21 protein-coding genes are annotated in these 25,329 nt (G+C 55.7%); 11 read left to right on the forward strand and 10 right to left on the reverse strand.

Going from position 1 to position 25,329, the window contains the following annotated elements; translation table 11 throughout:
* The first annotated feature begins 107 nt into the window (after positions 1-107).
* Positions 108-1,265, forward strand: a complete 1,158-nt coding sequence (locus ACR8BN_RS17505) for a Gfo/Idh/MocA family protein (protein ID WP_010252054.1) — start codon at positions 108-110, stop codon at positions 1,263-1,265.
* 205 nt (positions 1,266-1,470) lie between these two features.
* Positions 1,471-1,680 carry a hypothetical protein gene (locus ACR8BN_RS17510; protein WP_010252057.1) on the forward strand — a complete coding sequence of 70 codons (210 nt, stop codon included), beginning with the start codon at positions 1,471-1,473 and terminating at the stop codon, positions 1,678-1,680.
* A 623-nt stretch (positions 1,681-2,303) separates the two neighbouring features.
* Here the strand turns inward: ACR8BN_RS17510 and ACR8BN_RS17515 are convergent.
* Both ACR8BN_RS17515 and ACR8BN_RS17520 read right to left on the reverse strand, forming a co-directional pair.
* On the reverse strand, positions 2,304-2,945 hold the full coding sequence (locus ACR8BN_RS17515; RefSeq protein WP_033769466.1) for a hypothetical protein: 642 nt from the start codon (positions 2,943-2,945) through the stop codon (positions 2,304-2,306).
* A gap of 511 nt (positions 2,946-3,456) precedes the next feature.
* Positions 3,457-4,698: an MFS transporter gene (locus ACR8BN_RS17520; protein WP_010252060.1), complete on the reverse strand. Its 1,242-nt coding sequence runs from the start codon at positions 4,696-4,698 to the stop codon at positions 3,457-3,459.
* A gap of 400 nt (positions 4,699-5,098) precedes the next feature.
* Here ACR8BN_RS17520 and ACR8BN_RS17525 point away from each other — a divergent pair, with 400 nt between their 5' ends.
* Positions 5,099-5,698, forward strand: coding sequence for a hypothetical protein (locus ACR8BN_RS17525; protein WP_434747179.1), 600 nt, complete (start codon positions 5,099-5,101; stop codon positions 5,696-5,698).
* 275 nt (positions 5,699-5,973) lie between these two features.
* On the forward strand, positions 5,974-8,364 hold the full coding sequence (locus tag ACR8BN_RS17530) for a glucose/quinate/shikimate family membrane-bound PQQ-dependent dehydrogenase (RefSeq protein ID WP_033769465.1): 2,391 nt from the start codon (positions 5,974-5,976) through the stop codon (positions 8,362-8,364).
* Between the two features lie 55 nt (positions 8,365-8,419).
* Here the strand turns inward: ACR8BN_RS17530 and ACR8BN_RS17535 are convergent, their stop codons facing one another.
* The 5 genes from ACR8BN_RS17535 to ACR8BN_RS17555 all read right to left on the reverse strand — a co-directional run bounded on the left by ACR8BN_RS17535 (position 8,420) and on the right by ACR8BN_RS17555 (position 12,196).
* A complete protein-coding gene (locus ACR8BN_RS17535; protein ID WP_434747180.1) occupies positions 8,420-9,625 on the reverse strand; it encodes an MFS transporter in 1,206 nt (401 codons plus the stop codon).
* 110 nt (positions 9,626-9,735) lie between these two features.
* Positions 9,736-10,632: a LysR family transcriptional regulator gene (locus tag ACR8BN_RS17540; RefSeq protein ID WP_010252069.1), complete on the reverse strand. Its 897-nt coding sequence runs from the start codon at positions 10,630-10,632 to the stop codon at positions 9,736-9,738.
* A gap of 170 nt (positions 10,633-10,802) precedes the next feature.
* Positions 10,803-11,171, reverse strand: coding sequence for a helix-turn-helix domain-containing protein (locus tag ACR8BN_RS17545; protein ID WP_009092546.1), 369 nt, complete (start codon positions 11,169-11,171; stop codon positions 10,803-10,805).
* A 428-nt stretch (positions 11,172-11,599) separates the two neighbouring features.
* Positions 11,600-11,818 carry a hypothetical protein gene (locus tag ACR8BN_RS17550; protein WP_134161768.1) on the reverse strand — a complete coding sequence of 73 codons (219 nt, stop codon included), beginning with the start codon at positions 11,816-11,818 and terminating at the stop codon, positions 11,600-11,602.
* Between the two features lie 36 nt (positions 11,819-11,854).
* Positions 11,855-12,196, reverse strand: coding sequence for a hypothetical protein (locus tag ACR8BN_RS17555; protein WP_083070356.1), 342 nt, complete (start codon positions 12,194-12,196; stop codon positions 11,855-11,857).
* Between the two features lie 967 nt (positions 12,197-13,163).
* Here ACR8BN_RS17555 and ACR8BN_RS17560 point away from each other — a divergent pair.
* The 3 genes from ACR8BN_RS17560 (at position 13,164) to ACR8BN_RS17570 (ending at position 16,321) form a co-directional block, all read left to right on the forward strand.
* Positions 13,164-13,823, forward strand: a complete 660-nt coding sequence (locus tag ACR8BN_RS17560) for a response regulator (RefSeq protein WP_010252086.1) — start codon at positions 13,164-13,166, stop codon at positions 13,821-13,823.
* The gene (locus tag ACR8BN_RS17565) at positions 13,820-15,175 is read left to right on the forward strand and encodes a sensor histidine kinase (RefSeq protein ID WP_010252088.1); all 1,356 of its coding nucleotides are present in this window, start codon (positions 13,820-13,822) and stop codon (positions 15,173-15,175) included. The genes ACR8BN_RS17560 and ACR8BN_RS17565 overlap by 4 nt, the downstream gene beginning before the upstream one ends.
* Positions 15,176-15,454: 279 nt before the next feature.
* Positions 15,455-16,321, forward strand: a complete 867-nt coding sequence (locus ACR8BN_RS17570) for a nucleoside-specific channel-forming protein Tsx (RefSeq protein WP_434747181.1) — start codon at positions 15,455-15,457, stop codon at positions 16,319-16,321.
* Positions 16,322-16,417: 96 nt separating this feature from the next.
* Here the strand turns inward: ACR8BN_RS17570 and yjdN are convergent, their stop codons facing one another.
* Complete coding sequence (gene yjdN / locus ACR8BN_RS17575; RefSeq protein ID WP_010252091.1) at positions 16,418-16,855, reverse strand: VOC family metalloprotein YjdN; 438 nt, start codon at positions 16,853-16,855, stop codon at positions 16,418-16,420.
* A gap of 75 nt (positions 16,856-16,930) precedes the next feature.
* A complete protein-coding gene (locus ACR8BN_RS17580) occupies positions 16,931-17,827 on the reverse strand; it encodes a LysR family transcriptional regulator (protein WP_031594163.1) in 897 nt (298 codons plus the stop codon).
* A 114-nt stretch (positions 17,828-17,941) separates the two neighbouring features.
* Between ACR8BN_RS17580 and ACR8BN_RS17585 the strand changes: the two genes are divergently transcribed.
* From ACR8BN_RS17585 to ACR8BN_RS17600, 4 genes are all read left to right on the forward strand, one after another.
* On the forward strand, positions 17,942-19,255 hold the full coding sequence (locus ACR8BN_RS17585; protein WP_434747182.1) for an amidohydrolase: 1,314 nt from the start codon (positions 17,942-17,944) through the stop codon (positions 19,253-19,255).
* Complete coding sequence (locus ACR8BN_RS17590; RefSeq protein ID WP_434747183.1) at positions 19,252-20,694, forward strand: M20 family metallopeptidase; 1,443 nt, start codon at positions 19,252-19,254, stop codon at positions 20,692-20,694. The genes ACR8BN_RS17585 and ACR8BN_RS17590 overlap by 4 nt, the downstream gene beginning before the upstream one ends.
* Positions 20,695-20,854: 160 nt before the next feature.
* Positions 20,855-22,372: a p-aminobenzoyl-glutamate transporter gene (gene abgT, locus ACR8BN_RS17595; protein WP_010252101.1), complete on the forward strand. Its 1,518-nt coding sequence runs from the start codon at positions 20,855-20,857 to the stop codon at positions 22,370-22,372.
* 182 nt (positions 22,373-22,554) lie between these two features.
* Positions 22,555-23,964, forward strand: a complete 1,410-nt coding sequence (locus tag ACR8BN_RS17600; RefSeq protein ID WP_039389392.1) for an MFS transporter — start codon at positions 22,555-22,557, stop codon at positions 23,962-23,964.
* Positions 23,965-24,010: 46 nt separating this feature from the next.
* Here ACR8BN_RS17600 and ACR8BN_RS17605 read toward each other — a convergent pair whose 3' ends face one another.
* Positions 24,011-25,321 carry a c-type cytochrome gene (locus ACR8BN_RS17605; RefSeq protein ID WP_033780611.1) on the reverse strand — a complete coding sequence of 437 codons (1,311 nt, stop codon included), beginning with the start codon at positions 25,319-25,321 and terminating at the stop codon, positions 24,011-24,013.
* Positions 25,322-25,329: the final 8 nt, after the last annotated feature.

Raw genomic sequence — 25,329 nt, forward strand, 5'->3', positions numbered from 1 at the left:
TTGACATTAGTTTTTCTGTCGTAATAAGTTGGTGGTCAGATTATCAACAGGCGCGCCCGATCACAGGCGGGCTATGCATCATGCGATTTCAGGAGCAGGGGTTTAACATGAAAGTAGGCATTATCGGTCTCGGCTTTCGACTGTCCCACGTGATCAAAGAGTTCAGCAAAGCCGACGACGCCTTCTCGGTAGTGGGTTATTACGATCCGGCACCCGCCGGACTGCCTAATCTGCACAGCTTTGGTATCGCGCCCGGCCAGGCCTTTGCGTCAATCGATGCTCTGCTGGAACATGGCGGAATGGATGTCGTGCTGGTTGGCTCTCCCAACTTTCTGCATCTGGAGCATGTGGGTCAGGCCCTGGCGGCGGGTTACACGGTGTTTACCGAAAAGCCGGTGGTGATCAATGAAGAGCAGACCATGGAGATGGCGAAGCTGGTGCGTCAGTATGGCGAGGCGCGCATTCTGGTCGGCCTGGTGCTGCGCTATTCCCCGCTCTATCACGATCTGCTGGCGGCACGCGATGCCGGTCAGTTGGGTGAGATCACCTCGATTGAGGCGACAGAACATATCAAGCCTTATCACGGCGCATTCTTTCAGCGCGACTGGCGCCGTCTGGAGAAATATGCCGGTCCGTACATTCTGGAAAAATGCTGTCACGACATTGATCTCTATCAGGGCCTGTTGCAGGAGCGCCCGATCCGCGTCGCCAGCTTTGGTGGCCGTAAATCCTTTACCCCCGCTCATGCGCCGCAGGGAGCTATCACCGCTGACTCAGAACTTTATCACGTGAAGCCCAGCGGCTGGTCGAGCACCGATGCGGTGTTCGACAGCGATGCCGATATTGTCGACTACCAGACAGCCCTGATTGAGTACGAAGGCGGCGCGACGCTGGCCTTCCACGCCAATCTGAATGTGCCGGATGAGTTCCGCCGTTTCTGTGTCATGGGCACCGACGGCATGGCGGAAGGCGACTTCGTACGAAACTACTTCCGCGTACACAACGCGCGCAGCGGCGAGAAAGAGGTCGATACCGCCTACAGCGGCAATGCGTATGATGGCCATTACGGCGCAGATGCGCTGATGGCTGAAGAGATCGTTAAACATATTAAACAGGGAACACCGCTGAAAGTTTCAGTAGTGGACGCGCTGGAAGCGGGCCTCACGGCAATAAAAATCGATGAGGCCCGTAAAACCCGTAGCGTAGTGGACATGCGTGAAAGCTGGCTAACATTTGACGCCAACCTGGGAAAAACCGGGGCCTGATGTCCCCAGCCTGCGGGTCGGCCTCCCCCTCTGACCCCAGGATTTTAATGGCAGTATGACTGGTAACTTCCTGTACTGGCCTTCGGGCCAGTGACAATATTGAGGTTGAGCTGGCTCGGGCAACCGTCGCCAGCGACAACTCAACCGCCCCTTCTCCAGCCCTCTTCTCCGAAGGCGTATTTGATTAAGCTGAAGGCAGCTCTTAATGAAGGTTTTTTTCATTCCGGGCGCAGACCGAGGGGCGCTGGCAGTGAAGGTACTCATACAGCAGCAGCATTCCTACCGGGTTATCCTCCAGATTTTCGAAATCAACGTGAGTTTTTTCCAGAAGATATTTTCTCAGGGCGCTAACCGGGATGTTTTTATGGGAAGCCAGCGCCCGGCACAGCTGCGCCACGATCTCGCACTTTACTGAATACGGCACATCAGGATTATAAATTTCCGGAATGGAGTGAGTCTGATTCATGACGGTACCCTCTATAAGCGCTTAAGCTGACTGAGGAGGCCACAGGCCTGCCGATGAGAGATAAGTTATAGCAAGGAACGCGTTTTCGTGTAAATCAGGAACGTTTTGAAAGGCGTTCCGGAGCTTTGCGTTCGTCCGGTTTGCGTCTCAGTCAGAGGCAACTTAAACACTTAAAGCGATGGGAACATATGCCTGTAGCAAAGCATCGCGGGCCACGGACAAAAACGCCGGGAGCGTTTTTGAACAACGCAAAGCGTTGGCCCGGCTTCGGGCGCACCTCAGGGATGAGGTACGTAATCGCCCGCGCTGAGCCTGCACCGGGTGATCTTGTGCTGATACGCGACAGTCTTTCATCCCTGATGGTAATGCGTTTATTAGTGACCTGATTTCAATCTTCTTTGGATGAAATCTTCCAGGCTAACCAGTAAAGAACCAGGCCAGCGATAAAGACGAGTAAGGGGGCGATAACGCGCATAATTCCTTCATTCGCAAATATTGCGATGAAAATTCCTATCACTACAGCGCTGACAACAACCGCCCCTGATAACTCAGAAATGACTTTTCTGATTAGTCTAAAGATTTTCGATTGCACCCAGAAATTGCTCCGTTTTCGAAGGATTTTTACGTAGAGTCTCACCGAGCTCGATGTAATTGGCTAAAGGTTCTTCAAAGAGGAAGTAAAGCATTTCAAAATCAAGTATATAAAGCCTTGACCATAATTCAGGATTTTGATGCCTCAAACGCCGTGAAGCTGCAGAAGCACGCGAAAGCACCCCCTGCAGAACTATGCCGCCCGCAAGGGTGCCTGTCCATAATCGCAGTGATAACTTCGTTATCACGCTGGCCATCATTCCTCCAACAACTTTTGAACCAAGATAACCTGTAATGGCCAGCTGCATGGACTGTCTTGAACCCAGTGAAGACGCTGCTCCGATGAGTTTATCTGTGATTTTTTTAAGGGCTGGATCCGGAAGGTAGGAAAGAGAGTCTTTGATTATCATCTCTGCAATCTGCCCCAGAATGGCTCTGTTACGGAAGAGCTTGTTCAAAGCCCGATACATCCTCTCATCCTCACCGAAGTTACGGCGCTGAATGTTTCTGCCGCCATCTGCCAGGTTGAGATCCTGAAAGGTTCTTTCAATACCCAAATAAAAATCCATCGGAAGTGAAGCAATACCATGAGCAACTGATACGGCGAGCGTCTTTGCGTCCATTCATTCTTCTACCGTTTTAGATACCAGCCTGAAAAATATCAGCCCACGCTGCCTTCCGTAAACGAAAACTGATCTCTTAAGTGCCATTAATATAGTTTTAATTGGCACTGATTTGTCATTCACTCCTATGCCAGGATCAAGAACTGGGATTAGAAAAGGGCATTTTTTAATCATTGCCGCTGCGCAGCATCACTAAATGGCGGAACAGTTAAAGGTGCCGGAAACGAGCCGTTCGTATCAGAAAAGCATTAAAGGACTCTCAAGGGCCGCAGACAGGCTTTGGTCACAAACAAACTTAAAGCGATGGGAGCATATGCCTGCACACAATTCTACAACCGCAATAATCCAGCCAGCCTCAATCTATCTCTCCGCAGCCTTAGGCAACGAACAAACTCAAAGCGAATGAGCGAATGGATGGCGCTTTTGCGTCTTTGCGAAAGGTGTTTGTTCCCTGCGCCTGCGCCGTGGTTCACCACCGCACAACCCCCTCACCTAACCCCAACGCCAGTTATCAAACCGGATCCACCTCATTCTCCAGCTTCTGACGACGCCGCAGATGCGGAAACAACTTCATCCACAGCGCCACCACCACCAGCGTACCGATGCCGCCAATCGCCGCCGCCGGTGCCGCACCCATCCAGGCCGCCAGCAACCCCGACTCAAACTCGCCCAGCTGATTCGACGTATTAATGAAAATCGCGTTAACCGCATTCACCCGCCCGCGCATGGTATCCGGCGTATCCAGCTGCACCAGCGCACCCCGGATCACCATACTCACCATATCAAAGCCACCCAGCGCACAGAGCGCCACCAGCGACAGCCATAACTGCGTGGATAGTGCGAACACCAGCGTGGCCACGCCAAAGCCCGCCACCGAGCCAAACATAATCATCCCGACATGCTTCTCCAGCTTGTGACGGCTCAGCCAGATGCCCACCAGCAATGCTCCTACCGACGGCGCGCCGCGCAACATCCCCAACCCCCACGGCCCGGTATGCAGAATATCTTTGGCAAAAATCGGCAGCAGCGCCGTTGCACCGCCCAAAAGCACCGCAAACAGATCGAGCGAAATTACCCCAAGTACATCTTTGCGCTCACGGATAAAGTGAATCCCGGCAAACAGATTCTTCATATTCATCGGCAGACGAGCCTGCACCGGGCGTTCATAACGCAGCAGACTCACCAGCGTCAGCGAAACCAGATAAAATAGCCCGGAAACGCCATACACCACATGCGGCCCGGCGACATAAAGCAGCCCGCCAATCGTCGGCCCGACGATAACCGCTGCCTGACCGCCCACGGAGTTCATCGCCATCGCACGCGCCAGAATCGAAGGTGGCACCAGCGACGGCAGCATCGAAGACATCGCAGGCCACTCCAGCGCTTTCGCCACTGCAATCATAAACACCAGCCCCCACAACGCGGTCTTATCGGGAGTATGGAATAAGGTAAGCACCACTAATGCCAGCAGTGCGGCAAATTCCACCAGCTGACCCAACAGCACGATCCGCCGCCGGTCATATTGATCCGCCAGATGGCCCGCTGGCAGCGCCAGCAACACCGACGGCAGAAACTGCATTAAGCCAATCATCCCTAACGCCATCGCGCTGTTGGTCAGCGCATAGATCTGCCAGCTGATTGCGACCGAGAACATCTGAAAACCAAATGATGAGCAGGTACGCGCCACCCAGAAGGCGACAAATGTCCGATGTCGCCACAGCGACTCTTCCGCTGCCGATGCCATAAATCCCATGTCTTATCCCAAATCAGGTGAGGAAACCCGCGTCGTTGCGCGGTGTTATTGGTGTGGTGATTGTCGGCTTCACGATAGCAGACCGGATGCGAGCAGAAGGCCTGCGGCTCCAGCTCTGCCTCCCTGTGCGATAAGCAGCGTCCCTGTCCGGCCGAGGCGTGTCAGACCCCTCATGATTATTACCAGCCTATTGGTCCCGACTATTGAATATATTCCAGCACATCATCAGACGCCAAAGGAATTATCGTTTCTTTGCTAACAGGTTTATTTACTTTCTCAGGCAACAAAAGGATGATTTGGATTAAGCATGTGATCTATATTTATTCACGCGTTTAGAAAAATGCGACTTTTTATATGCTTAATTAACAACAAATCCTTTCTATTGAATTTCATAGAGATAATGAAAAACAGTTTATATAACCCCTATGTTACTGAACCAATCCATCACGTTAAGCGTAATGTCACTGGCATTTGCTATAGCGTGCCTTATCTTCAGCAAAACCAGGATAGCGGCAATATACTTAATACAAACAACATTATTTCATTACACAATCAAATTGCTACTGAAGCAGCATTAATGGTTGTGCCGGTGGAAGATATTCGATTACGGGGAATGATCGCGGTTCCGGATGCCTATACGCATTTACAAAATGCGCGTGTCCGGATTGGAATTAATTATTCCAGTCTGGCAGCACATAGTACGTCACTGATTGAATTAACAAAGAAATTTGATTTCTGGCTTTATGATTTTGCGCCACCGGGTGCAGACTGGCGACTACTGGAATCATTTCCTTTTTCAGGAATTGTTTTAACCGAATCTTTCTTTAATGATAATTATGAGAAGTTTACCTTTCCCTTTTTTATGGCGACGTTTCGTGAAAAAGGGGCAGAGGTAATCGTACGAAGTTATACGCCGCCCTTAACCGCTGAGCAGTTTGCTGAGATAAATATCAGCGGCTGGCAACAGCAACGCTCGGACGGCGATCTTATTAGCTGCTGATTCACAAATCCTGCCTTCCGGCGTTAAGGGCACACGGCGGTGCGCTTAACGTCCTTTAATCCCCCATAAAATGTCGTTTTATTCCAGTTGTTAAGCGGTTTAAGCCAAAAAAATCAAACCTCGATCTGATTTTGCTATAACATTTAACACAAAGGGATCGTCTGTCTTAACGGAAGAGATACTTCAGAACACCCTAATCATTTGTACTTGATAACTGGAAACAGCCTATCTGGTTGTTTTCGTGTGTTTTATGGCAACGAAACGAGGTCGATATTATGGGGAAAAACTCCTCATCTTTTGGCGTAATTCGTTTCCTGACGGTGCTGTTCGCAGTGCTGACGGGCGCGTTTATGCTGATTGGCGGTGGCTGGTTAGCCGCCATTGGTGGTTCCTGGTATTACGTTTTTGGCGGTGTGGTGATGCTTATCACCGCTTATCTGCTTTCCCGTCGTAAAAGCACTGCGCTGGTTCTCTATGCGCTGCTGCTGATCGGCACCCTGATCTGGGGTGTATGGGAAGTGGGCACCGACTTCTGGGCACTGGCACCACGCACCGATGTGCTGGTGATCTTCGGTGTCTGGCTGATCCTGCCGTTTGTTTATCGCAGCTTCAATGCGGGCAGCAAAGCCGCGCTGGGTACCATGGCTGTGGCGCTGATTGCCAGTGCCATTGTGCTGGCCTATGCGGTATTCAACGATCCGCAGGTCATCAACGGGTCAGTACCAGAAACCGCTGACAACGCCCCGCAGGCTGCGCCGCTGAGCAACATCCCGGACGCTGACTGGCCCGCTTATGCGCGCGATCAGCAGGGAACCCGTTTCTCTCCGCTGAAGCAGATTAATCACCAGAACGTGAAAGAGTTGCAGGTTGCCTGGCAGTTCCAGACTGGCGACATGAAAACCCCTAACGATCCGGGTGAAATTACCGACGAAGTCACGCCGATTAAAATCCGCGACACGCTTTATCTCTGTTCGCCACACCAGATCCTGTTTGCACTGGATGCGGCCACCGGTAAGCAGAAGTGGAAATTTGATCCGGGCATGAAGGTCAACCCGACCTTCCAGCACGTGACCTGTCGCGGTGTTTCTTACCACGAAGTGCCGGCAGCCGCCGATGCAGCGAACACTCAGCCTGCGCTGTGTTCACGTCGTATCTATCTGCCGGTCAACGATGGTCGTCTGTTTGCACTGGACGCAGAGACCGGCGAACGCTGCCCGGCATTTGGCGTTAACGGCGAGCTGGATCTGCAACACAAACAGCCTGTCACCACTGCGGGTCAGTATGAGCCGACCTCACCGCCGGTGATTACTAACACCACCATCGTGATGGCGGGTGCGGTTACCGATAACTACTCAACCCGCGAGCCGTCAGGCGTGATTCGTGGCTTTGATGTGAATACCGGCAAACTGCTGTGGGTGTTTGATCCAGGCGCAAAAGATCCTAATGCCATACCGGCTGATGAACACACCTTCACCATGAACTCTCCGAATTCATGGGCACCGGCAGTTTACGATCCGAAACTGGATACCGTTTACCTGCCGATGGGCGTGAGCACACCGGATATCTGGGGCGGTAACCGCACACCAGAGCAGGAGCGTTATGCAAGCAGCGTGCTGGCCCTGAACGCCACCACCGGTAAGCTGGTCTGGTCTTATCAGACTGTGCATCACGATCTGTGGGATATGGATCTGCCGTCGCAGCCTACGCTGGCTGACATCACCGACAAAGATGGCAACACCGTACCGGTTGTCTACGCGCCAGCGAAAACCGGCAACATCTTTGTACTGGATCGCCGTACCGGCAAGCCAGTCGTGCCTGCGCCAGAAACGCCAGTGCCACAGGGTGCTGCTAAAGGCGATCACGTTGCCGCCACTCAGCCCTACTCTGAGCTGACCTTCCGTCCGAAACAGAATCTCACGGACAAAGATATGTGGGGCGCAACGATGTTTGACCAGTTGGTGTGCCGCGTGATCTTCAAGCGCCTGCGCTATGAAGGTCCGTTCACCCCGCCATCTGAGCAGGGTACGCTGGTGTTCCCGGGTAACCTCGGTATGTTCGAATGGGGCGGCATCGCAGTCGATCCTCATCGTCAGATCGCGATTGCTAATCCAATGGCGCTGCCGTTTGTCTCTAAGCTGATTCCACGTGGCCCAGGCAACCCGATTGAGCCGCCGAAAGGCGCTGAAGGTGGTTCAGGTACTGAAACCGGTATTCAGCCTCAGTATGGCGTGCCGTATGGCGTCGAGCTGAACCCGTTCCTGTCACCGTTTGGTCTGCCATGCAAACAGCCTGCCTGGGGTTACATCTCCGCGGTGGATCTGAAGACCAACAACGTGGTGTGGAAACAGCGTATCGGTACCGTTCGCGATAGCGCACCGGTTCCGCTGCCGTTCAAAATGGGTATGCCGATGCTGGGTGGTCCTATCACCACCGCAGGTAAGGTGTTCTTCATTGGTGCGACCGCAGATAACTACCTGCGTGCTTTCAGCACTGATACCGGCGAACTGTTATGGCAGGCACGTCTGCCAGCAGGCGGCCAGGCGACACCAATGACCTATGAAGTGGATGGCAAGCAGTACGTTGTCATCGCGGCAGGGGGTCACGGCTCGTTTGGTACCAAGCTGGGCGATTATGTGATTGCCTACGCGCTGCCAGACCAGAAGTAATTCACGCAGCGGTGAATAAACTAAGGCGGACTCCGGTCCGCCTTTTTTGATCGCGCTACTTTTTCATCCCACGCCAGTTGAGCCAGGCGCAAAACAGCATCACCACGCAGGTTGCCAGAAACACCGGCCGCATCCCGAATGCACCGCCCACCAGCCCACCGAACAGCGGGCCGCTGACCTGGCCGATATATTGTGCCGATGTCGAATATCCCAGCATCCGCCCAACCTGTGAACCCGGCACGTTATGACGAATAATCGCCGTGATGCACGGCATCAACCCGCCCAGCGCCATCCCCATCAGAAAACGCAGCAGCACCAGTTGCCAGGCCGCCGTGATAAATGCCTGGGGTATCAGCAGCAGGCCGCTAACGACTAAACCACCGGTCAGCACCCGCCAGTGCCCTACCCGATCGGCCAGCCGACCCAGTCGTGGTGCCGCCAGGACCGTACCCAGCGCCGCAGCGGACATCACCAGTCCGGCTATCAGGGTGATCTGATGGTCGCCCTGCACAAACTCGCCCACGTAAAGCGTAATAATCGGCTCAATCGACATGCTGGCGAAGATAAGCAACATGCCAGAGAGCCACATCAGCCGTATCAGGCTGTGATTAACCGGCCCGGCTTCAGGATGCGGTTGCTGGTTGGTGCGCGATGTCGCGGGAGCACGTGGCTGCTCTTTGAATAAAAAGGTGGTGGCGAGGAAGGCGAGAAAAATCACGGCACCGGTCAGCCAGAAAGTCTGACGAATGCCGATAAGCGGCGGTAAGACGCCCCCCAGCAGCGGCCCGACTACATTGCCCGCCATAATACCGGAGGACAATACGCCCAGTGCCCAGCCGGTCTGTGCTTTCGGCGTTTGTGCCGCCACCAGAATGGTCGATCCCGATGCGTAGCCGCCCAGCAGCCCCGCCAGCAGGCGCAGCGCCACCAGTTGCCACGGCGCGGTCGCCATGCCAATCAGCGACATCGCAATCGCCATCCCGAGACTGGCCCGAATCAGCATCAGCTTACGACCATAGCGGTCAGCCAGCCTGCCCCACAACGGCGCAGTCAGAGCGGCGCTGAAAAAGGTCGCGCCGTAGGCAAGGCCGGACCAGCGGGCGATAGCGGCGGGCTGCTCAACGCCGAGTTGCTGCACATAGAGCGGCAGGAACGGCAGCAGCAGCGTCATCGCCACGATAGTGGTAAAAGAGCCAACGACGCAGACCCCTAAGTTACGTCGCCAGTGCTGAAACTCTGCAGTTTCGGATGACTGTTGCATGATGATATCCGGTGAGTAGTCAGGGATACAGGCTAACCGGCGTAGCGGAGTAACAACAGTCGCGGCGGGATAGTTACTCTGTGGCGCTGATTGTTGTCAGCAGGCAACAATCAGCCTGTATTCAGCGCCGCAACCAGGGCATCACACAGCAGCGTCACGGGCGACGCCGGTTCAGGCGTATCGTGCAGCAGCAGATAGCTTTGCAGACGATCCATCTGCCACTCCGGCAGCAGTTGCTGAATATCCCCGCGCGCCATCGCCTCCTGGGCCATGTAGGAGGGCAGATAGGCGATGCCGCTCCCCGCCAGTGCCGCATTGAGCAGCGCCATACTGTTATTGGCGCGAAAACGGCTGCGTACATCCAGTGCCAGCCGCTGTTTATCACGGCGGAACGGCAGTGCGGCGGTGTGCGCCGGACCATGAAACAGCAGCAGGTCGTGGCGTGGCAGCATCTCAGGATGTGTGATAGCGGGTCGCTGCGCCAGGTAGGCGGGCGCGGCATAGAGCCCCCACTCGATTTCGCTCAGTACCCGAAAATTGCCCTGCTGTGGCGATCGGGATCGGATCACAATCGCCAGATCCGCCTGATCATCCAGCCGATCGTGACTGCGATCGGTCAGATCAAGATCGACATTGATATGCAGATGCCGACGCAGAAAGCGGTTAAGGACAGGGACTACGCACTGGCAGCCGAACGTAACGGGTGCCTGCAGCCTGACATGGCCGGCGGGCTGCTGATGCACCTGCTGCACAAAGGCTTCGGCGCGCTGCACTTCGGCCAGCATCCGCACACAGTAGGGATAGTACGCCTGGCCCAGCTCGGTCAGCGCCAGCCGCCGGGTGGTGCGTTGCAGCAGCCGGATACCGAGCCGCAGCTCCAGACGGGCGATCTCCCGGCTGACATGGGATTTTGACAAGCCGAGTGCGCGTGCCGCCTCACTGAAACTCTGTAATTCCACAACCCGTGCAAATACCAACATGGCGGTTAAATTCGCGCCGTTTTCCATGTTTCCCGACTCCGACAGTAAAGGGATGCTGGCAACAAACTAACACGTCCGGACGGGGTCACTGTGGCTGATGGGCAAAAAAAAGCGAGGCGAAGAGCAGGTGGCGAGAGACGCAAAGCGCGGGCCGACCTTCCCGTCCGCAGGCTGTGACGGGAAGGTCTTATCAGGCATCAGCTGGCCATCGCCAGAGGGAATAGCAGCCGATCCGGCTCGACGCGACGCTGACGGCGCAACTGGCCAGGCGTCACCATAAAGTAGTTTTTAAACGTGCGGGTATAGGCCTGCTGGGTATCAAAGCCATAGTTCATCGCCACCTGCAGTATCGCTTCGTTGCTGCTCAGCAACGTGAGCGCAGACTCGGTTAAGCGGCGCTGACGGATATATTCTGCCAGTGAAAAGCCGGTATGCTGGCGAAACAGCCGTTGCAGATGCCAGCGCGAATAGCCCGAGCGGCGCGCCACCTCATCCAGATGCAGATCGTGTCCTAAGTTGTTCTCAATCCAGTCCAGCAAACTCCGAATAAACTCGCGCTGATTCATGGTTCCTCCTGTTGATGCTGATGTGCAGTGGAGCCACTCTACCCGCTAAAATTTATCCCTTAATTAGCAGAAAATTAGCGCAGAATTAGCAACGGCGGAAATGGAGGCGGAATCGCGCGGCCAGCGGGGCTTTGGGGGGAAATTCTATAGTGAGATTGCTGTTGAAAAGACGTGAGATTTTTAAAAAACTTAGTCAGCCGGGAGCTTTTTTTGTGTGGGAAGTGATGTGGTGATTAGTTCCTGGCTGCATCGTTTACGTTATCAATAAATCTCTGCCCCACACACAAATCCTCCATTTCTGAACAAATCCTGTCAAAGCATCGCTGTTGTACCATTTATAGTTCAAGGTGACATGTATTAGCCCCCTGTCTTACCGATTTATTAAATAAACATAGGGGCCGGAGCCCCTGCAGATTTAATATCCACGCTTAACTTTTTTTACCGCTGCCAGAAGTACTGAAAAACCGTGAACACAAAGAAATAGCAGCTTTAACAAACGTAGCCAATGTAGCGATTGTAACCACCATTTTTGATGCATTTTCTGGCATAGCATACCAGCCTACATAGGAGACGCCTGCGCCACTCAAAAACATCGCGCCTACTAATATGCTGATTAATATAGATAGATAGCAGACTATTTTTTGCATAAGATCCTCAGCTGTCATTAGTCATGGAAACTAACTTCACCAGGTACATTGACCACCAAAATTATTCCCAGCATTGCTGTTTCCAGAATTATTAAAACATGAACCAATACCACCACCAATGGCACTTGCCACAGCTGAGCCCGGACCGCCTGCTGAACCACCAATCATCCCTCCGAGAATACCATTGAGGCAGCCCGCAATTTCAGGATGAGCAGCCACGACCTGTACTACGCCATTACTCGGCCCAAATAGATTACTGGAACCACCCGACTTATTACCATGCTGGCTGGCATGAGAAGACGCTCCGGCATAAGCAGGGTCATATGCACCGCTTGCACCAGTAACTAAAATCAATTGATTATTTTCTAAGATCTTCATTTCACAAACTCCTTATGTTCTTTATCTATTGATAGCAATCTCTATTGCCAGCACGTTTATATCAATTGAGTTTTCCATGAGCAAATAGTTATTATCCCTGTTGTGATTTAGAAAAAAACAATTCATATCAAATAGATTAACGGAAACAACAGGCTGTTATGCGCTATTTTTTGTCTGCTCACATTGAAATAATCTTAATATTTACGTAATTTTGTGACATCAAACGCAATTCATTCCTGGAGTTAATTTTCATTGCATAGTTTTAACATTCATCTACAAATGGTTGAATTAGCGAATCTGAAACCTGTATCGAATAACAATCATTTTTAACGTGGATTATTAATATAAGGGTGAAATGGCATCCTTCACGTCTGTTCAGGATGGTGTTTACTTAATCATGAAAGCGTCAAAATTTTCACACTGAGGCCAGAAGTTTTACTCTCGTTTAATATGAAAAATGTGGATAGAGTTCTGATGGAGCACTATAGATACAGCCAACGCCGCCACAGTGCGAAGTATGACGGCGGTCCGCCAAAATAATCCGTGCTGTGGCAAGGCGGCAAATGCGCGAGTCCCCAGGAGCTGACATAAGTCAGTGACTGGGGTGAGCAAAAGCAGCCAACGCCGCCACAGTGCGAAGTATGACGGCAGAAGTCCGCCAAAATAATTCGTGCTGTGGCAAGGCGGCAACTGCGTGAATCCCCAGGAGCTGACATCAGTCAGTGACTGGGGTGAGCAAAAGCAGCCAACGCCGCCACAGTGCGAAGTATGACGGCAGAAGTCCGCCAAAATAATTCGTGCTGTGGCAAGGCGGCAACTGCGTGAATCCCCAGGAGCTGACATCAGTCAGTGACTGGGGTGAGCAAAAGCAGCCAACGCCGCCACAGTGCGAAGTATGACGGCGGATAATTCTGGCCTAACAATTGGTGAGTAAACTCTCTCCCTATCTTTATGAAGGAGATCAGCCATGCGCGTGTTACTGGTTGAAGATGATGAAATGATCGGCGCGAACCTGCAGCAGGCACTGGAGGGCGCGGGCTGGTCGGTGGACTGGGTGCGTGATGGCATCTATGCCCAGAATGCCTGGAGCGAAGGCGGCTACAGCTGCGTGCTGCTCGATCTCGGCTTACCGCGCGATGATGGCCTGCAGGTACTGCGCCGGGCGCGCGGGCGCGGCGACGCCACGCCGGTACTGATTCTTACCGCACGCGACACGGTGGCGCAGCGGATTCAGGGACTCGACAGCGGCGCTGACGACTACCTGCTTAAACCGTTCGATTTACAGGAAGTCATGGCCCGGATGCGCGCGATTACCCGACGCAGCCACGGCGCAGCAGACTCGGTGCTGGGCAGCGGCGATGTGCAACTGGATATGATGACCCGCGAAGTGCTCTACAAAGGACAGCGCGAGCAGCTTACGGCGCGCGAATATGCCCTGCTCTACGCCCTGCTGGAGCGGCCAGGCGCTATTCTGTCGCGCGAGCAGCTGGAAAATCGCATCTATGGCTGGGGCGATGAAGTCAGCAGCAACGCGGTGGATGTCCTGATCCACGGGATGCGCCGCAAGCTGGATAACGACGTGATCCGCAACGTGCGCGGGCTGGGCTGGCGGGTACCGGCAATATGAAACCCTTCACCTTTATGCGTTCACTACGCAACAAATTACTCTCTACGCTGCTGATTATTCATCTGCTGATGATCGGTGGCGTCACCTGGTATTTCTTCAGCTGCTATGGCGATATGGTTGGCACCATGAAGGACGATCAGCTGGCAAAAATCGCTGATGCCTGGTCCACTAATAAACAGATGCCCGCCCTGATGCCGATGCTTATTGCGCCTGACAAGGCGAAGAGCGCCTTTGTGGTGCAACTGTGGGACGATCGGGGTCAGTTACGGGCCAGCTCATGGCCGGAGCTGCAGGCTCCGCTGCAAAATCAACGGGGCTATCGCGACGTGCATGTGGGTCAGTGCGACGACTGCGAATGGCGCATCTATACCCGGCCCGGCTTACCTGGCAGCGAGATCAAAACCATCCAGGTGATGCACAACCTCAGCTACATGAAGGCATTGATGGTCAAGCGGGCGCTGTCAGCGATCATTCCATTGATCCTGATGATGCCGCTGTCACTGCTGGTGATCTGGCTGGTGGTGCGCAAGATCACCCGGGATCTGCAGGTCGCTTCGCGTCAGATTGCCGCGCAGGAGACGCATCATCCGCACAATGTCTCACCCGAAGGCTTGCCGGATGAGATCCTGCCGCTGGTGGCCGCCTACAACTCGCTGCTGAGTAAGCTGCGTGAGGCCTGGTCGTCGCAGCGTCAGTTCCTGGAAGATGCGGCGCATGAGCTACGCACGCCGGTAACAGCGGTGACCTTGCAGCTGGAAAATCTGCGTCAGCATATCCAGCCGGGCGAAGCGAGCCGGCAGTTCAGCCAGCTGGAAGCGGGCGTCACACGCACCCGTCATCTGGTCACGCAGTTACTCAATGTCTCGCGTCAGGATGACCAGAGCGTGGTCGCCAGCGTCGAGCATATCGAACTGGACGATCTGCTGAAAGAGAGCATTGAGCAGCTGATGGTAGTGGCAGATAAACGCGGCATCGATATCGGCTTTAATGGCTCCACGCAGTATCGTCTGCAGGCCAGCCGTTCCGAGCTGCGCAGCCTGTTCGACAATCTGATTGGTAACGCCATGTTGCACACGCCGGAGGGCAGCCTGGTCGATGTGCTGCTGCATCGGGTCGCAGGTAAAACAGTGGTCGATATTGTCGATAACGGGCCAGGCATGCCGGAATCCTTTATCGAACGCGCCTTTGACCGTTTTACCCGTTCGCCTGACGTTAAAGCCCAGGGCAGCGGGCTGGGATTATCCATTGTGCGCAACGTCGCACAGAAGCATCAGATTCACGTCGCCCTTTCCAATTGCCTTACGCCACAGGGTGCCATTTGTGGTTTGCAGGTTCGCGTCACCCTTCCCTGATCCCGCCCGTTTGATCACGAACCAGACAACGTAAACGGTTGCCTGGTTCCGTTCGATTCTGGTCATTATTGTGAAGTGCATCACATTTTAGCTGAATTGTAATGCAACACTTTTTGACAAACGTGAGCAAAATCTATTTTCTATCGATCTGTTACAGGCACGCTACGCGGGCTGAAGAACTGGCTGTTATTTGCTGTGAAACCCTCATTCCCATCAAGGGACCGATTTCTCTCTGACTGCGTCTGCTGTGCGGCGGTCAAAAGCATGTGGCTGATAATAATGAAATTTAAAACGTTGATAGCAGGTGCCGTGCTGGCATGTTCATTGAGTGGTGCTGCGCAGGCCGCTGCAAGCGATCCGCAGTATGTCTCCGACTGGTGGCATCAGAGCGTTAACGTGGTAGGCAGCTACCACACCCGTTTCGGACCGCAGTTTAACAACGACGTTTATCTGGAATATGAAGCGTTTGCGAAGAAGGACTGGTTCGATTTTTATGGCTACCTCGACCTGACCAACTTCTTCGGCGCAGGCAACAGCAACGCCAACGGCATTTTTGATCACGGTTCACCGATGTTTATGGAGATTGAGCCGCGCTTCTCTATCGACAAACTGACCGGCACCAGCCTGGCCTTTGGTCCGTTCAAAGAGTGGTATTTCGCTAACAACTACATCTACGACATGGGCCGCAACAGCGATAGCCGCCAGAACACCTGGTATATGGGTCTGGGCACCGATATCGATACGCACAGCGATGTCGGCCTGTCGCTGAACGTCTACGCCAAATATCAGTGGGAAAACTACGGTGCGGCGAATGAAAACAGCTGGGATGGCTATCGCTTCAAGGTGAAATACTTCGTGCCAATCACCACGCTGTGGGGCGGTAATCTGGGCTATGTGGGCTTCACCAACTTCGACTGGGGTTCCGATCTCCGCGATAAAGGCGGTTCAGCACGCACCAGCAACTCCATCGCCTCCAGCCATATTCTGTCACTGGGTTACGATCACTGGCACTTCTCTGCGGTGGCGCGTTACTTCCACAACGGCGGACAGTGGGCGGATGGACAGGAACAGAATTTCGGCAATGGGCCGTTTGAAGTGAAATCGACTGGCTGGGGTTACTACCTGGTGGCGGGTTATAACTTCTGATTACATGCGGCGGCCTGAATAGCGCCGCCGCGCATTAATCCGGGCAGTTGCCATTAATTAATACGGCGCCGCAAATTGCGACGCCGGCTGGCCCGATTATTCCTGCGGCTTCTCGACATTGATGCGCCACGGAATGTTGAACTTATCGATGAACATCGCGAATCCGTTCGACCAGAACGTCTCCTGCCACTCAGTTGTCACCTTGCCGCCTGCCGACAGTTTCTCAAACCAGGCTTTACCCTTTTCAACATCGGTAGTTGAGAGACTGACCGCGTAACCGGCATGCTCAGACGCTGGCGGCTGATCGGTGTTGCCATCGCTCAGCATCAGCTCACCATCACCAATACGCAGCTGGGCATGCATGATTTTTTCTGGCGGCTGCGGCGCGGCAGACTGATCGCCGACCTGCTCACCCTGATCCGGCATATCACCGAATTTCATTTTAGAGAGCAACTCTCCCCCGGTCGCCTGCAGGTAAAAGTCGATAGCCTCTTCGCAACGGCCATAGAGAAACAGATAAGGACTGACTTGCATCGTAACCTCTATATTTGTCGGGTGGATTTTTTTCAGTACCTTAACAGTGTAGACGATCGACTTTACTCACTGATTTTACTGGCAATAACGGCGAAAGAGTTGTGCCATATAACTGCTCATTGGGGTCAGCGTCGTGTCTTTGCGCTGGATCAGATAGAAAATCGCTTTCGGCAGGGGTTCGTCGAGCATCAGCGCCACCAGCGACCGACCCAGAATCGGGTCGTCAATGACGTCGACCGACAGAATACTGATGAAATCGCTTTGCGCCACCAGGCTGGTGCAGGCCATAAAGGTTTCACAGGTCACCACGATTTTCGGGGCCATGCCGCGCTCGCCAAACAGATCGTGCAACAAGCGGTAGTAACTGCCTTTGGGCGTTGGCATCGTCCAGTCCGCCTGCTGTAACTCCGCCAGAGAACGCGCCTTTTCCAGCGGATGGCCTTTGCGCACCACCACCTTGTACTCGCGCTCCATCATCCGCTCATACATCAGCTCCTGATCGAGATGGCTCTGATCGTAGGTATTAATGGTGAAATCGAGCGCCCCCTGGCGCAGTTCATGCACCATCGACACCAGCTGGCCTTCGACGATGCGCACCTTCACCAGCGGGTATTCGCGATGAAACTGGTTAATCACCTGCGGCATAATGGTGCGCGCCACGCTGCCACCGACGCCGATATTCACCTGACCACCACCCAGTCCCAGCCGCTGCTGAATATCCTCTTCGGCGACCCGCAGCTCTGCCAGCACCAGGCTGGCATGCCGAAAAAAGTTATCACCGATATCGGTTAACACTACGCCCTGCTGACGGCGGATAAACAGCTTTGCCCCCAGCTCGCGCTCCAGTTCCTGAATCGCTTTGGTTAACGCCGGTTGTGACAGCCCGGAAAGACGGCTTGCCGCCCGGATACTGCCCTGCCGCGCCACGTCAACGAAGGCGCGCAGCTGATGGAGCTTGAGATTGGCAGACATAATTTTGCGATAACCGTTGTTTATCAGTCACAAGATATTCGCATCTTATGCCGGTCAATACCATTGTGTAGATTCGGAACAGTGCATAAAAAACCAACAACGAGGAGAAAGCCGATGAACCCCCTTTCAGACCACGTCAGCGCCCGGCTGCCACAGCTGCAACAGTGGCGTCGCGACTTCCATCACTATGCCGAATCGGGCTGGCTGGAGTTCCGCACCGCCACCTTAGTCGCTGAAGAGCTGCATAAGCTCGGTTATCAACTGAAGCTGGGCCGTGAGGTCATCGACGCCGACGCGCGGATGGGCTTGCCCGACGAGGCGGTGCTGAAGCAGCAGGAAGCACGCGCGCTGCAACAGGGCGCGCTGCCGCAGTGGATCAGCCACTTCTCTGGGGGATTCTGCGGCATCGTGGCAACGCTCGAGACCGACCGTCCAGGCCCGGTGATGGGCTTCCGCGTCGATATGGATGCCCTGGATCTCAACGAGAGCCAGGCTGACGATCATCTGCCGCAGCGTGAAGGGTTCGCCTCCTGCAACGCAGGCATGATGCACGCCTGCGGACATGACGGCCACACCACCATCGGGCTGGGTCTCGCCTCGGTGCTGATGGCGATGAAAGAACAGCTCAGCGGTACGATTAAACTGATCTTCCAGCCCGCCGAAGAGGGTGTGCGCGGCGCAAAAGCGATGGTGGCGGCGGGCGTAGTCGATGACGTTGAGCGCTTCACCGCGATTCATATCGGCACCGGCGTGCCGGCAGGCGAAGTGGTGTGCGGCAGCGACAGCTTCCTCGCCACTACCAAGCTGGATGTTCACTTTACCGGCGTCGGTGCCCATGCGGGCGGTCGCCCGGAAGAGGGGCGCAATGCTCTGCTGGCCGCCGCACAGGCAACGCTGGCGCTGCATGGTTTAACCCAGCACAGCGGCGGCGTGGCACGGGTCAACGTGGGCGTGCTGCAGGCGGGAACCGGCCGCAACGTGGTAGCCGACTGCGCCCTGCTGAAAGTCGAAACCCGTGGCGTGACCAATCAGGTTAATGACGATATTTATCAGCAGGCGCTGCGGGTGATTGCCGGTGCGGCGGCGATGTATGGCGTTGAGCAGCAGGTCTTGCTGATGGGGGCCGCGCGCAGCTGCACCCCGACGCAGCCATGGGTTGATTTCATCCATCAGCAGGCGGACGCGCTCGGTATCTTCGACTCCGTGGTCGATCGTAAAGCGCAGGCGGCAGGTTCGGAAGATGCGACCTACATGATGGAACGGGTAAAGCAGCGCGGCGGTCAGGCCTCTTACGTCATTTTTGGCTGTGAGCTGGCGGCGGGTCACCACAATGCGAAATTCGACTTCGATGAGCGGGTGATGCCGGACGCCATCACGCTGCTGGCGACGCTGGCGCTGAATCAGGCGCAGTATGGGGGCTCACGATGATGGAAGACTTTATTACCGACTATATCGATCGCCATCAGCTTCGTTTCAGCATGCTCAGCGATGCCATCTGGGACACGCCGGAGACCCGCTTTGCCGAAACCCGCTCGTCAGCCCTGCTTTCTGATGCGCTGGCAGAAGAGGGATTCAGAGTGGAACGCGGCGTGGGTGGCATCGATACGGCGTTTATCGCCAGTGCGGGCAGCGGCAAGCCGGTGATTGCCATCCTTGGCGAGTTCGATGCGCTGGCGGGTCTGAGTCAGCAGGCGGGCTGCGCCCGGCCGCAACCGCTGGAAGCCAACGGCAACGGACACGGCTGCGGCCACAACCTGCTCGGCACGGCGGGCGTTGCGGCGGCCTGCGCAGTGAAAGCCTGGATGGAACAGTATCACACGGGCGGCACGGTTCGCTTTTATGGCTGCCCTGGCGAAGAAGGCGGTTCGGGCAAGACTTTTATGGTACGCGAAGGGCTGTTTGACGACGTTGATGCCGCCGTGACCTGGCATCCGGAGGGGTTCAGCGGCATGTTCAATCTGCGCACCCTCGCCAATATTCAGGCGGCGTTCAGCTTCAAAGGGGTTGCGGCGCACGCGGCCAATTCTCCCCATCTGGGCCGAAGCGCCCTGGATGCCGTCACGCTGATGAATACCGGGGCCAACTTTCTGCGCGAGCATATCGTCCAGGAGGCGCGTCTGCACTACGCCATCACCAACAGCGGCGGTGTTTCGCCAAACGTGGTGCAGGCCGATGCAGAGGTGCTCTACCTGATCCGCGCCCCGGAACTGCCACAGGCGCAGGCGATTTATGAACGGGTGATCAATATCGCCAGGGGCGCAGCACTGATGACCGACACCACGCTGACCGTACGTTTTGACAAAGCCTGCTCAGATTACGTGCCGAATCGCGCGCTGGAAGCGGTCATGGAGCGTTATTTGCATCAGTTTGGTTTGCCCGACTACAGCGACGAAGAGCGCGCGTTTGCGGCTGAACTGCGCGCCACGCTCACTGATGACGATCTGCGCAATGCCCGGCTCAATGCCGCCCGAACCGGTGGTGAAGCCGGTCACGCCTGGGCTGAACAACTGGGCGACAAGCTGTTTATGGATGAGGTCGCGCCCTATGCGGTCACGCGTGAGCTGCTTTATGGCTCCACCGACGTCGGCGATGTCAGCTGGGTGACGCCGACTGCACAGTGTTTTGCGCCCTGCTTTACGTTCGGCACGCCGCTGCACACCTGGCAACTGGTGGCGCAGGGACGCACCAGTATCGGGCATAAGGGGATGTTTCTGGCGGGCAAAGTGATGGCGGCCACGGTGCTAACGCTGTTAACGGATCGGCAGGCGCTGGCTGGCTGCCGGACCGAGTTTGACCGGGTACGCGCTGCGCAGCCCTATCACTGCCCGATCCCGGCGGGGATCACACCAACAAAACTGGCCGAATGAGCCAACGGCCGTGTCTCTGACACGGACCACTATAAAAAATATTGCAAACACTTCCCTGACTCAGCGGTACCGGAACTGAACTCACCGCCTGTCGCACAACGCGACCGGCGTCAGGCCTAGCTACCGCCGATAAAAGGGACACAAGACGAGAACCAATACCATGGAAGCAACATCCGAGAACCGCAGTCCTGGCCGGCTCTTCAGCTGGATCGAGCGCGTGGGGAATAAAGTCCCCAACCCGTTTTTACTGTTTGTCTATCTGATCGTGGTGCTGATGGTGGCGACCGCCATTATCAGCGCGCTGGATCTGGCGGTGAAGAACCCCAGCAACGGCGAAATCGTGCGGGTGAATAACCTGCTGAGCGTCGCAGGCATTCAGTGGATCCTGCCAAATATCATCAAAAACTTCAGCAGCTTTACCCCGCTGGGATCGATTCTTGCGCTGGTGATTGGTGCCGGACTGGCGGAAAAGGTCGGCTTATTGCAGTCTCTGATGGTGAAGATGGCGTCACGCGTCAGCCGCCGTTATGCCAGCTACATGGTGCTGTTTATCGCCTTTTTCAGCCATATCTCCTCGGATGCCGCGCTGGTAGTGATGCCGCCGCTGGGCGCACTGATCTTTCTGGCGGTGGGTCGTCATCCGGTGGCGGGCCTGCTGGCCGCCATTGCCGGTGTGGCCTCCGGCTTTACCGCCAACCTGCTGATTGTCACCACCGATGTGCTGCTCTCGGGCATCAGCACTGAAGCGGCTAAAGCGGTCAGCGATACGGTGCATGTCAGCGTCATCGATAACTGGTTCTTTATGGCCACGTCGGTGATTGTGCTGACAATTGTGGGCGCGCTGCTGACCGATAAATTTGTCGAGCCGCGACTGCCAAAGTGGCAGGGCAACGGCGAGAAGCTGGCGGCGCTGACGCCGCTTGAGAACCGCGGTCTGCGGGCTGCCGGGATCGCCGCGCTGCTGTTTATCGCCCTGATGGCGCTGCTGGTGGTGCCGGAAAATGCACCGCTGCGCAATCCCGCCACCGGCGCCATTATTCCCTCGCCATTTATTCAGGGCATCGTGCCGATCATCATTCTGTTTTTCTTTGTGGTGGCGATTGCTTATGGCGTGGTCACCCGACAGATCCGCCGTCCGGATGATATCCCGCAGCTGCTGGTCGATCCGATGAAGGGCATGGCGGGTTTTATCGTGATGGTGTTTCCGCTGTCGCAGTTCGTGGCGTTCTTCAACTGGAGCAACATGGGCAAATTCATGGCGATCGGGCTGACTGATGTGCTGGAGAGCGCAGGCGTCAGCGGCGCGCCCGCTTTTCTTGGCCTGATGTTCCTGTCGGCGTTTCTCTGCATGTTTATCGCCAGCGGCTCAGCCATCTGGTCGATTCTGGCGCCGGTCTTTGTGCCGATGTTTATGCTGCTCGGCTTCCACCCCGCCTTTGCCCAGATGATTTTCCGCATCGCCGACTCCGCCGTGCTGCCACTGGCACCGATGTCGCCGTTTCTGCCGCTGTTTCTCGCCTTTTTGCAGCGTTACCAGAAAGATGCGCAGCTCGGCACCTATTACGTGCTGATCTTCCCCTATCCGCTGGTGTTCTTTATCAGCTGGATAGCGCTGCTGCTGGTGTGGTATCTGCTGGGTCTGCCGATCGGGCCAGGCGTCTGGCCAAAACTGCCTTAAAGCACAGTGCCACGGATGGCAAAACCTGCAACGTACGTTGCTAAATAGTCAGCAACGACCCTCTCGGCAACGGCGGATGAATTGACTATTCTGCTATTTCTTCGCTTGCTAACGGTTAACTATTTTAATAAGCCTCCGACCGGCTGCGAGTCGTCTCCACACTGCCTGAGGTTCACGCTGACATGACCACCTCCTCCACCAGCCTGCCGCCGATGCACGCTTCATCGGCGGCCCGTAACAGCTTAGCCGCTCGTGTTGATGCGCTGCCCTCCTCCGCCGGATTGTGGCGCTTTATTACGCTGCTGGCGCTGGGCGGCTTTTTTGAGCTTTATGACCTGTTTGAAACCGGCTACATCAGTACCGGCCTGCTGTCGGCGGGCGTATTTCACACGGGTGCGGCAGGCGTGCTGGGCTTCTCCGATCAGGCGGCCTTCGCCTCGGCCACTTTTCTCGGTCTGTTTTTCGGTGCCAGCCTGCTGGCGCCCTACGCTGACCGCTTTGGTCGCCGTCTCACCTTTATGTGTGCGCTGCTGTGGTACGGGCTGTTTTCGCTGCTGATGGCGTTCCAGCAGAGCGCGGAGATGATTATTCTGTTCCGCTTTCTGGTAGGGATCGGGCTGGGCGTCGAGCTGGTGACCATCGACACCTATCTGTCGGAATGGGTGCCGACCCATCTGCGCAGCCGCGCCTTTGCCTTCTCCTTTTTCGTGCAGTTTTTATCGGTGCCGGCCGTGGCGCTGATGTCGTGGTGGCTGATTCCGCAAACGCTGTTCAGCCTTGAAGGCTGGCGCTGGGTGGTCATTGCGGGCGCGATCTGCTCGCTGGTGATCTGGCTGGTGCGCAGAAACCTGCCGGAGTCGGCGCGCTGGCTGGCGCAGCAGGGTCGTCATCAGGAGGCGCATCAGGTGCTGTCCACGATGGAGCAACGCTGCGGCATCCCGGCCGGACCCGCTTTTTCAGCAGATGACGCCGCGGCGCAGCTGCCAAAACGGGGGCGTTTCAGCGAGATCTGGTCACCCGCTTACCGCAAGCGCACCCTGATGCTGGTGGTGATGAACTTTTTCCAGGCGATCGGCTTTTTCGGCTTTGGTAACTGGCTGCCTGCGCTGCTGTCAGGAAACGGTGCCACGGTGACGCACAGTTTGCTTTATGCCTTCTTCATCACGCTGGCCTATCCGCTGGGATCGCTGATCTGTAGCCGCTACGCCGATAAGCTGGAAAATAAGTGGCAGATCGTCCTGTCGTCGTTGATGACGGTGGTGTTCGGTACGCTGTTCGCCTTCCAGACGCAGCCGGTGTTGCTGATTCTCTGCGGCTTCCTGATCACCTGGTCCAACGCCTGGCTGACCTTCAGCTTCCACGCCTATCAGACCGAGATTTTCCCGACCCATATTCGGGCGCGGGCGGTCGGCTTCTGCTACTCATTCAGCCGCCTCTCTACGGTATTCAGCAGTATTTTGATTGGGGTGATCCTGCAGTACGCCGGTACGCCAGGCGTGATTACCTTTATCGTGCTGAGCATGGTGATGGTGATGCTGTCGGTAGGGATTTACGGGCCGAAAACGCGCGGTATCGATCTGGAGAATATCTAAAAGAAAAGGCCGTCATCCTGATGATGACGGCCTTTTTTACTGCCGATTATTTGCCTTCCAGTACCCGGATATCTGCACTGCCCAGCCGATCTTTCTCATCTTTACGCAGCTCAGCGACCTGTTTCGCGCTGACCGGCTCCGACGCCTTGTTGCCCCAGCTGTTACGCACGAAATTCACCACGTCTGCCACTTGCTGATCGTCAAGACGCCAGCCAAATGCTGGCATGGTAATCGTCGACGGCGCGCCATTAACGCCAGGCAACTGTCCGCCCACCAGCACGATATGGATCAGTGAGGTCGGATCGTCCGCCAGCACCACCGGATTACCGCGCAGCGCCGGATAGAAACGTTTGTAGCCGCTGCCATCGGTTTTATGGCACGCCGCACAGCTGTCGACGTAGGTGGCTGCACCCGTCGCACTGTCGTCACCTTTCCACAACGCTTTGGCGGTGGCGTCATCGACGCTGAAGGCTGCCTGATGGGGATCTTTCGCGCCCAGCGACTTCAGATAGCGCGCAATCGCCGTGATATCGGACTCGCTCAGGTGCTGCAGGCTGTGTTCCACCACGTCGGTCATGCCACCAAAAGCGGCGGTCTGATCGTTGCGGCCATAACGCAGGAACTGACGCAGGTCCTCTTCGCTCCAGCGACCCAGTCCATCGCGGTTGTCGCCACGCAGATTGCTGGCGGTCCAGCCATCAATCGGTGCGCTGCTGCCCGCCAGATAGTCGCTGCCCTCATTGTTGGTCAGCGCCTTCTCCTGCATCGTGATGCTGCGCGGCGTGTGACAGGCCCCGCAGTGACCCAGTCCTTCAACCAGATAGCGACCACGTGCCAGCACCGGATCTTCCTGGGCTGCAGGCTGGAACGCTTTCACGTCGGGCGCAAAAATACCGCGCCAGATCGCCAGCGGCCAGCGCATCGATAGCGGCCAGGGAATGTCGCTCTCCCGGTTTGGCTGCCCGACCGGCGCGACGCCATGCATGAAGTAGGCGTAAAGCGCCTTCATGTCTTCATCGCTGACCACGGCGTAAGAGGGATATGGCATCGCCGGATAGAGCGTGTCGCCATTTTTCGCCACGCCCTGGCGCACCGCTTTCTGGAAGTCGTCGTAGCTGTATTCGCCAATGCCAGTCGCGGGATCGGGCGTAATGTTGGTGGAGTAGATGGTGCCAATCGGTGTTGCCATCGGCAGACCACCGGCAAAAGCCGCGCCGCCTTTGCTGGTGTGGCAGGCCACACAGTCACCGGCTCGCGCCAGATACTCACCCCGTTTAACCAGATCGTCCTGGCTGCTCTCCGCCAGGGCGGCGAACGTCAGGGAGCCAAGAATCAGAGCCAGAATGCCATTTTTCATCGCCATGT

The sequence above is a fragment of the Pantoea sp. Lu_F5_004 genome (assembly GCF_051136245.1).
GTDB classification, from domain to species: Bacteria; Pseudomonadota; Gammaproteobacteria; order Enterobacterales; family Enterobacteriaceae; genus Pantoea; species Pantoea agglomerans.

Coding starts and splice junctions, on each gene's coding strand:
- ACR8BN_RS17585 (WP_434747182.1), top strand. CDS start 17,942: ATGAACCCCCTTTCAGACCACGTCAGCGCCCGGCTGCCACAGCTGCAA.
- ACR8BN_RS17600 (WP_039389392.1), top strand. CDS start 22,555: ATGACCACCTCCTCCACCAGCCTGCCGCCGATGCACGCTTCATCGGCG.
- ACR8BN_RS17530 (WP_033769465.1), top strand. CDS start 5,974: ATGGGGAAAAACTCCTCATCTTTTGGCGTAATTCGTTTCCTGACGGTG.
- ACR8BN_RS17605 (WP_033780611.1), bottom strand. CDS start 25,321: ATGAAAAATGGCATTCTGGCTCTGATTCTTGGCTCCCTGACGTTCGCC.
- abgT (WP_010252101.1), top strand. CDS start 20,855: ATGGAAGCAACATCCGAGAACCGCAGTCCTGGCCGGCTCTTCAGCTGG.
- ACR8BN_RS17565 (WP_010252088.1), top strand. CDS start 13,820: ATGAAACCCTTCACCTTTATGCGTTCACTACGCAACAAATTACTCTCT.
- ACR8BN_RS17510 (WP_010252057.1), top strand. CDS start 1,471: ATGAAGGTTTTTTTCATTCCGGGCGCAGACCGAGGGGCGCTGGCAGTG.
- ACR8BN_RS17540 (WP_010252069.1), bottom strand. CDS start 10,632: ATGGAAAACGGCGCGAATTTAACCGCCATGTTGGTATTTGCACGGGTT.
- ACR8BN_RS17570 (WP_434747181.1), top strand. CDS start 15,455: ATGAAATTTAAAACGTTGATAGCAGGTGCCGTGCTGGCATGTTCATTG.
- ACR8BN_RS17505 (WP_010252054.1), top strand. CDS start 108: ATGAAAGTAGGCATTATCGGTCTCGGCTTTCGACTGTCCCACGTGATC.
- ACR8BN_RS17560 (WP_010252086.1), top strand. CDS start 13,164: ATGCGCGTGTTACTGGTTGAAGATGATGAAATGATCGGCGCGAACCTG.
- ACR8BN_RS17535 (WP_434747180.1), bottom strand. CDS start 9,625: ATGCAACAGTCATCCGAAACTGCAGAGTTTCAGCACTGGCGACGTAAC.
- ACR8BN_RS17545 (WP_009092546.1), bottom strand. CDS start 11,171: ATGAATCAGCGCGAGTTTATTCGGAGTTTGCTGGACTGGATTGAGAAC.
- ACR8BN_RS17580 (WP_031594163.1), bottom strand. CDS start 17,827: ATGTCTGCCAATCTCAAGCTCCATCAGCTGCGCGCCTTCGTTGACGTG.
- ACR8BN_RS17555 (WP_083070356.1), bottom strand. CDS start 12,196: ATGAAGATCTTAGAAAATAATCAATTGATTTTAGTTACTGGTGCAAGC.
- ACR8BN_RS17520 (WP_010252060.1), bottom strand. CDS start 4,698: ATGGGATTTATGGCATCGGCAGCGGAAGAGTCGCTGTGGCGACATCGG.
- ACR8BN_RS17590 (WP_434747183.1), top strand. CDS start 19,252: ATGATGGAAGACTTTATTACCGACTATATCGATCGCCATCAGCTTCGT.
- ACR8BN_RS17515 (WP_033769466.1), bottom strand. CDS start 2,945: ATGGACGCAAAGACGCTCGCCGTATCAGTTGCTCATGGTATTGCTTCA.
- ACR8BN_RS17525 (WP_434747179.1), top strand. CDS start 5,099: ATGAAAAACAGTTTATATAACCCCTATGTTACTGAACCAATCCATCAC.
- yjdN (WP_010252091.1), bottom strand. CDS start 16,855: ATGCAAGTCAGTCCTTATCTGTTTCTCTATGGCCGTTGCGAAGAGGCT.
- ACR8BN_RS17550 (WP_134161768.1), bottom strand. CDS start 11,818: ATGCAAAAAATAGTCTGCTATCTATCTATATTAATCAGCATATTAGTA.